Genomic DNA, 6,503 nt, shown 5'->3' with positions numbered 1-6,503 from the left:
GTCTGGCGTTGACTTTTGGCACGCTGTTGAGTTCTCAAGGAACGGACGCTTCCTTTGTACTCACCCTCTCGGGCTTTCCTCCGGGCGCTTCCCTTCGTTGTTTCCAACCTTACCAGATCCGTTTTCCAGTCCGTTTCCGGTCCGAATTCCGTTTCCGGCCCCCTGTTGGAGCGGGGTTTGCCTTCCAGCTATTCGCTTTCCGGCTTCACCGACTTTATCAGATTTCTCTGGGCCGGTTTCCCACCGCTTTCGGAACGATCCTTCTCGCCTTCGGCGTTCAGGGGTTCCCCTTGCGGTGGAGCCGTAAACCTACTGGACGGCCGCACCCGGATGCAAATCGGCGCCGGGGCGGCCGCCCAGATGGCTGATGTGACGTCAGACCTCGACGACCACGGGGAGGATCATCGGGCGCCGGCGGTAGGTGTCGGACACCCACTTGCCCATGGTCCGGCGGACCAGCTGCTGGATCTGGTGCGGCTCCAGCACGCCGTCGGAGGCCGACTTGGCCAGCGCGTCCTCGATCTTCGGGACGACCGCCGAGAAGGTGGAGTCCTCGATGCCCGAGCCACGCGCGTGGATCTGCGGGCCGCCCACGAGCTTGCCGGTGGCGCTGTCGACGACGAGGAACACCGAGATGATGCCCTCGTCCCCGAGGATGCGGCGGTCCTTGAGCGAGGTCTCCGTGACGTCGCCGACCGAGAGGCCGTCCACGTACACATAGCCGGCCTGGACCTTGCCGACGATCTTCGCGGAGCCGTTCACCAGGTCCACCACGACGCCGTCCTCGGCGATCACGATGTGGTTCTTGGGAACGCCGGTCAGGGCGCCGAGCTCCGCGTTCGCCCGCAGGTGCCGCCACTCGCCGTGGACCGGCATCAGGTTGCGGGGCTTGCAGATGTTGTAGAAGTACAGCAGCTCGCCCGCGGAGGCGTGGCCCGAGACGTGCACCTTGGCGTTGCCCTTGTGGACGACGTTGGCGCCCCAGCGGGTCAGGCCGTTGATCACGCGGTAGACCGCGTTCTCGTTGCCCGGGATGAGGGACGACGCCAGGATCACGGTGTCGCCCTGGACGATCCGGATCTGGTGGTCGCGGTTGGCCATGCGGGACAGCGCGGCCATCGGCTCGCCCTGGGAACCCGTGCAGACCAGCACGACCTCGTCCGCCGGCAGGTCGTCGAGGGTCTTGACGTCGACGACGAGGCCCGCCGGAACCCGCAGGTAGCCCAGGTCACGGGCGATGCCCATGTTGCGGACCATCGAGCGGCCGACGAAGGCCACCCGCCGGCCGTACTCGTGCGCGGCGTCCAGGATCTGCTGGATGCGGTGCACGTGGCTGGCGAAGCTGGCCACGATGATGCGGTTCTGGGCGTTCGCGAACACCTGGCGCAGCACGTTGGAGATGTCGCGCTCGGGCGGGACGAAGCCCGGGACCTCGGCGTTGGTCGAGTCCGAGAGCAGCAGGTCGATGCCCTCCTCGCCGAGCCGCGCGAAGGCGGGCAGGTCGGTGAGGCGGCGGTCCAGCGGGAGCTGGTCCATCTTGAAGTCGCCGGTGTGCACGGCCATGCCGGCCGGGGTACGGATGGCGACCGCGAGGGCGTCCGGGATGGAGTGGTTGACCGCCACGAACTCGCAGTCGAACGGGCCGATGCGCTCGCGGTGCCCCTCCACGACCTCCAGGGTGTAGGGGCGGATGCGGTGCTCCTGGAGCTTGGCCTCGATCAGGGCGAGGGTCAGCTTGGAGCCGATCAGCGGGATGTCCGGCTTCTCGCGGAGCAGGTAGGGGACGCCACCGATGTGGTCCTCGTGGCCGTGCGTGAGCACGATGCCCTCGATGTCGTCCAGGCGATCCCGGATGGACGAGAAGTCCGGCAGGATCAGGTCGACTCCGGGCTGCTCCTCCTCGGGGAAGAGCACTCCGCAGTCGACGATCAGCAGACGGCCGTCGTACTCGAAGACGGTCATGTTGCGGCCGATCTCGCCGAGACCACCGAGGGGCGTGACCCGGAGGCCGCCCTCGGGGAGCTTCGGCGGGGGACCGAGTTCAGGGTGCGGGTGACTCAAAAGACTCTCCTCACCACACACGCCACATGCCCTCCTGGGACACATGGCGCGCGTGACATTCGTGCACTTGCAGTTGTTTCCGTATTCAGTTGTGAAGTCTGTGGGGCCGCCGGTCCGGCGAGCGCCGGGTGCGCCGGGTGCGGCCTCTGGTTAAAGCTCTACCCCGCCTGCCGAGAGATCGCGCTTCAGCTGCTCGGTCTCCTCCGGGGAGAGCTCGACGAGCGGCAGTCGCAGCGGACCCGCGGGGAGGCCCTTGAGGGCCAGGGCCGCCTTGGTGGTGATCACGCCCTGGGTGCGGAACATACCCGTGAAGACCGGGAGCAGCTTCTGGTGGATCTCGGTCGCCTTGGCGACGTCACCGGCGAGGTGGGCGCTGAGCAGCGCGCGCAGCTCGGGGGTGACGAGGTGGCCGACGACGGACACGAAGCCGACGGCGCCGACGGAGAGCAGCGGCAGGTTGAGCATGTCGTCGCCGGAATACCAGGCGAGGCGCGAGCGGGCGATGGCCCAGCTGGCGCGGCCCAGGTCGCCCTTGGCGTCCTTGTTGGCGACGATCCGGGGGTGCTCGGCCAGGCGGACGATCGTCTCGGTGTTGATCGGGACGCCGCTGCGGCCGGGGATGTCGTAGAGCATCACGGGGAGTTCCGTGGCGTCGGCGACGGCCGTGAAGTGCCGGAAGAGGCCCTCCTGCGGCGGCTTGTTGTAGTACGGGGTGACGGCCAGGAGGCCGTGGGCGCCCGCCTGCTCGGCGGCGCGGGCCAGCTCGATGCTGTGGTGGGTGTCGTTCGTACCGGCTCCGGCGACGACGTGGGCGCGGTCACCGACCGCTTCGACCACGGCCCGTACGAGCTGGGCTTTCTCCGCATCGCTGGTGGTGGGCGACTCGCCGGTGGTGCCGTTGACGACGATGCCGTCGTTGCCGGCGTCCACCAGGTGGGTGGCGAGGCGCTGGGCACCGTCGAGGTCGACGGCGCCGTCAGCGGTGAAGGGCGTGACCATGGCGGTCAGGACCCGCCCGAAGGGCGTCTGCGGTGTGGAGGTCGGAGCCATGGGGGCCACGCTACTCGTTGCTCACCGTGAGGTGCTCCCTCGGGGAGTGCCAAAGGGATCCCGGCACTGCCTGCTCGGGGGTTCAAGCAGTACCGGGTCCGTTTCTTCAGCCTAGATGAAAGTCGGGAAAAGCCGCAATACGGACACCTTCCCTACCGGTGCGTAGGGGCGCGGTCAGGGAGCGACGCGCCCGTTCTTGTTGAACGCGGCGTAGGTGAGGGGCATGAGCTTCGCCCACTCCGCCTCCATCTGCTCGCCGACCATCTCGATCTCGCGCTGCGGGAAGGAGGGGACCGTCGCCTGCTCGTGCTGGGTGCGCAGGCCGAGGAAGTGCATCAGCGAGCGGGCGTTGCAGGTGGCGTACATGGAGGAGAAGAGACCGACCGGCAGGACCGAGCGGGCGACCTCGCGGGCGACGCCCGCGGCCAGCATCTCCTGATAGGCCTCGTAGGCCTGGCGGTAGGAGTCCTCCATGACGCGGGTGGTCAGGTCGTGCTGCTCCTGGCTGCCCTCGACGAAGACGTACTTGCCCGGGCGGCCCTCCTGGACCAGCTTGCGGTCCTGGCCGGGGACGTAGAAGACCGGCTGGAGCTCGCGGTAGCGGCCGGACTCCTCGTTGTACGACCAGCCGACGCGGTGGCGCATGAACTCGCGGAAGACGAGGATCGGGGCGCTGATGAAGAAGGTCATCGAGTTGTGCTCGAAGGGGCTGCCGTGGCGGTCGCGCATCAGGTAATTGATGAGACCCTTCGACCGCTCGGGGTCCTTGGTGATCTCCTCCAGGGACTGCTCACCGGCGGTGGAGACGCGGGCGGCCCACAGCACGTCGGAGTCGGCGGCGCTGTGCTTGACCAGCTCGACGGTCACATCACCGCGGAATGTGGGCTTGGCGTACTCGGTGGGGCTGTCGGTCACCGGCGGGGTCCTTCCAAATCACGTTGCTCGGGCGGCGACCAGCCTACGGGCCACCACTGACACTCGGCCCGTGACAGAGCGGGGCGGAGGGATGAGCCGGGGCGGCTGTTGAGATTTTTCACAGAAGTCGCCGAAAACGGGCACCTGAGGCGCCTTTCGAACGTCCTTCTGTGTGACAACGCACTTCGAGGTTCCAGGGAGCCCTTCATGTTTCGCCGGCGTGAGCCCGTGCCCTTCGCCTTCGTCGCCGAATCCGAGCGCTACCGCAGCAACGTCACACCGCCGCCCCGGGCCCGCGCGAGCCGCTCACAGCTGGCCCGCCAGGCCCTCGTGGGGATCACGGTCACGGCGGGGCTGGTCGGGGCGCTGCTCTTCGGCATGCCGGCGATGCAGGCGGGCACGAGCACGCATCACACGCAGCAGTCGGAGGCCAAGGACGGCCGCTGATCCGGTCCGACCGGTTTCCGGCTGATTTCCCACTGATTGTCGGCCGGAAAGCGTTCGGTCAGGGCGTGAAGGGCCCGGCCACCCTGAGGTGGCCGGGCCCTTCACGCATCGGTAGCCTCGCCCAATGCCCCTGCCCTTCCTGACAGCCACCCGAGACGACGCCGCACCCGCGGGCCCGGCCCCCGAGGCGTATCTGCCTTACGAGGACCGCTCCCGCCGGCGGCGTCCGTACCGGGTCGGCCCCTGGCGGGTCGGCGGTGCCGCCCTGGTACTGCTGCTCGCCTCGTATGTGCTCTTCTCCGCGTTGATCATCGCCGTCGCCGGTTCGCTGCCGGGCGCCGGTGTCTGCCTGGCCGTGGCCGTGCTGCTGATCGTGGCGGCCGTGCGGCTGGTCCACGTCGGCCTCTGGCTGAGCCCCGAGGGACTGCGTCAGGTGCGGCTGCTGTCGAGCACGGTGCTCCCGTGGTCGGAGGTGGCGGAGGTGCGGACCGCGCAGCAGCCGGTGCGGTGGCTCGGGCTGCCCCGTACGGTCCAGGGGCAGGCGCTGGTCGTCGTCCGGACCCAGGGCGAGCCGGTGGTCACCGTCGTGACCGATCACGGAGCGGACTTCCTGGGCGGCCCGGAGCGGTTCGCGGGGGCGGTGGCCGCGGTGGAGCGGCGCGTAGCGGAGTTCCAGGCCGGCTGACACACCCTCTCCGGCCGGGGCCGGGCCCCGGTCCCGGGCACGCGAAAGGGGCGGGCGGGAGAATTCTCCCGCCCGCCCCTTCTCGATCGGACGCCGCCGGACGCCGTCAGAGCGCTTCGGCCCGCACCGGCTTCCCGTCGTGCAGGGCGATGGCCCTCTGCATGGCCTTACGGGCCCTCGGGGTGTCCCTCGCGTCGTGGTACGCCACAGCCAGCCGGAACCACGCCCTCCAGTCCCCTGGCGCGTCCTCCGTCTCGGCCCGGCGACGGGCGAAGACGGCGTCCGCGGAATCGCGGTCGATCCGGCCGCCCGGCGTCCGTACGAGCTCGTCGACGGGGAGCCCGCCCTCGGCCTCCAGCTCCTGGGCCAGCCGGTTGGCGGCCCGGGCGAACCGGGTGGTCTGGTAGAGGAACCAGGCGCCGATGAAGGGCAGGACCAGCACCGCCACGCCGAAGGCGACGGTGATCGCCGTCCCCTGCCTGATCAGCATGAGGCCGCGGCTGCCGACCAGGAAGAAGTAGACGACCAGGACGGCGGCCAGCCCGAAATAGACGATCTTCGCGCGCACGGTGCTCAGCCCAGATCCAGGAAGTGTTCCAGGCCGAAGGTCAGCCCGGGCGTGTCCACCACACGGCGCGCGCCCAGCAGGATGCCGGGCATGAAGCAGCTGTGGTGCAGCGAGTCGTGCCGGATGGTGAGCGTCTCCCCGGTGTCGCCGAAGAGGACCTCCTGGTGGGCCAGCAGGCCCCGCAGCCGCACGGCGTGCACGGGCACCCCGTCGACGTCCGCGCCGCGCGCGCCGGGCAGGCCGTGCGTGGTCGGGTCCTCCTGCCGCGGCAGGCCGGCCGCCTCCCGGGCCTCCGCGATCATCTGCGCGGTGCGGGTGGCGGTGCCGGAGGGGGCGTCGGCCTTGCCGCGGTGGTGCAGCTCGACGACCTCGGCGGACTCGAAGAAGCGCGCCGCCTGCCGGGCGAAGGACATGGTCAGGACGGCCCCGATGGAGAAGTTCGGGGCGATGAGCACACCGGTCGACGGGGAGGCGTCGAGCCAGGAGTTCAGCCGCGCGAGACGGTCCTCGGTCCACCCGGTGGTGCCGACGACGCCGTGGATGCCGTGGCCGACGCAGAACTCGAGGTTCTCCATCACCGAGTCGGGGTGCGTCAGCTCGACCGCGACCTGGGCACCGGCCCGGGTCAGCGTCTCCAGCTCGTCGCCCCGGCCCAGCGCGGCCACCAGTTCCATGTCCTCGGCGGCCTCCACGGCCCGTACGGCCTCGGAGCCGATCCGGCCGTGGGCGCCGATGACCGCCACGCGCAGCTTGCTCATCCTCGGTTACTTCCTTCTC

The 6,503-nt window shown here is 69.7% G+C and carries 7 protein-coding genes; 2 read left to right on the top strand and 5 right to left on the bottom strand.

The features are described 5' to 3' along the window. Positions 1-375 precede the first annotated feature (375 nt). The 3 genes from LUZ64_RS35435 to thyX all read right to left on the bottom strand — a co-directional run bounded on the left by LUZ64_RS35435 (position 376) and on the right by thyX (position 4,026). The gene (locus LUZ64_RS35435) at positions 376-2,061 is read right to left on the bottom strand and encodes a ribonuclease J (RefSeq protein ID WP_095578571.1); all 1,686 of its coding nucleotides are present in this window, start codon (positions 2,059-2,061) and stop codon (positions 376-378) included. A 150-nt stretch (positions 2,062-2,211) separates the two neighbouring features. Then, a complete protein-coding gene (gene dapA, locus LUZ64_RS35430; protein ID WP_095578570.1) occupies positions 2,212-3,111 on the bottom strand; it encodes a 4-hydroxy-tetrahydrodipicolinate synthase in 900 nt (299 codons plus the stop codon). A 174-nt stretch (positions 3,112-3,285) separates the two neighbouring features. Continuing rightward, positions 3,286-4,026, bottom strand: coding sequence for an FAD-dependent thymidylate synthase (gene thyX, locus LUZ64_RS35425; RefSeq protein ID WP_087925962.1), 741 nt, complete (start codon positions 4,024-4,026; stop codon positions 3,286-3,288). 207 nt (positions 4,027-4,233) lie between these two features. On the opposite strand from thyX, the gene LUZ64_RS35420 reads away from it, so the two are divergent. Both LUZ64_RS35420 and LUZ64_RS35415 read left to right on the top strand, forming a co-directional pair. Further along, positions 4,234-4,473: a hypothetical protein gene (locus LUZ64_RS35420; protein ID WP_095578569.1), complete on the top strand. Its 240-nt coding sequence runs from the start codon at positions 4,234-4,236 to the stop codon at positions 4,471-4,473. Positions 4,474-4,597: 124 nt separating this feature from the next. Next, entirely contained in the window at positions 4,598-5,158 is a 561-nt protein-coding gene (locus LUZ64_RS35415; protein WP_095578568.1) for an SCO5741 family PH domain-containing membrane protein, read from the top strand. 106 nt (positions 5,159-5,264) lie between these two features. Here the strand turns inward: LUZ64_RS35415 and LUZ64_RS35410 are convergent, their stop codons facing one another. Continuing rightward, complete coding sequence (locus tag LUZ64_RS35410) at positions 5,265-5,726, bottom strand: tetratricopeptide repeat protein (protein WP_095578567.1); 462 nt, start codon at positions 5,724-5,726, stop codon at positions 5,265-5,267. Positions 5,727-5,731: 5 nt separating this feature from the next. Next, a complete protein-coding gene (gene dapB, locus LUZ64_RS35405) occupies positions 5,732-6,484 on the bottom strand; it encodes a 4-hydroxy-tetrahydrodipicolinate reductase (protein WP_095578566.1) in 753 nt (250 codons plus the stop codon). Between the last annotated feature and the right edge of the window lie 19 nt (positions 6,485-6,503).

Source organism: Streptomyces albireticuli (assembly GCF_021228125.1).
In the GTDB taxonomy this organism is placed as follows: Bacteria; Actinomycetota; Actinomycetes; order Streptomycetales; family Streptomycetaceae; genus Streptomyces; species Streptomyces albireticuli.
The sequence above is the reverse complement of the archived record's forward strand: the minus strand, read 5'-3'. Positions and strand labels throughout refer to the sequence as shown.

What these genes read in the sequence shown, in the direction of transcription:
- LUZ64_RS35420 (WP_095578569.1), top strand. Translation starts at nt 4,234, where the DNA reads ATGTTTCGCCGGCGTGAGCCCGTGCCCTTCGCCTTCGTCGCCGAATCC.
- LUZ64_RS35415 (WP_095578568.1), top strand. Translation starts at nt 4,598, where the DNA reads ATGCCCCTGCCCTTCCTGACAGCCACCCGAGACGACGCCGCACCCGCG.
- dapA (WP_095578570.1), bottom strand. Translation starts at nt 3,111, where the DNA reads ATGGCTCCGACCTCCACACCGCAGACGCCCTTCGGGCGGGTCCTGACC.
- dapB (WP_095578566.1), bottom strand. Translation starts at nt 6,484, where the DNA reads ATGAGCAAGCTGCGCGTGGCGGTCATCGGCGCCCACGGCCGGATCGGC.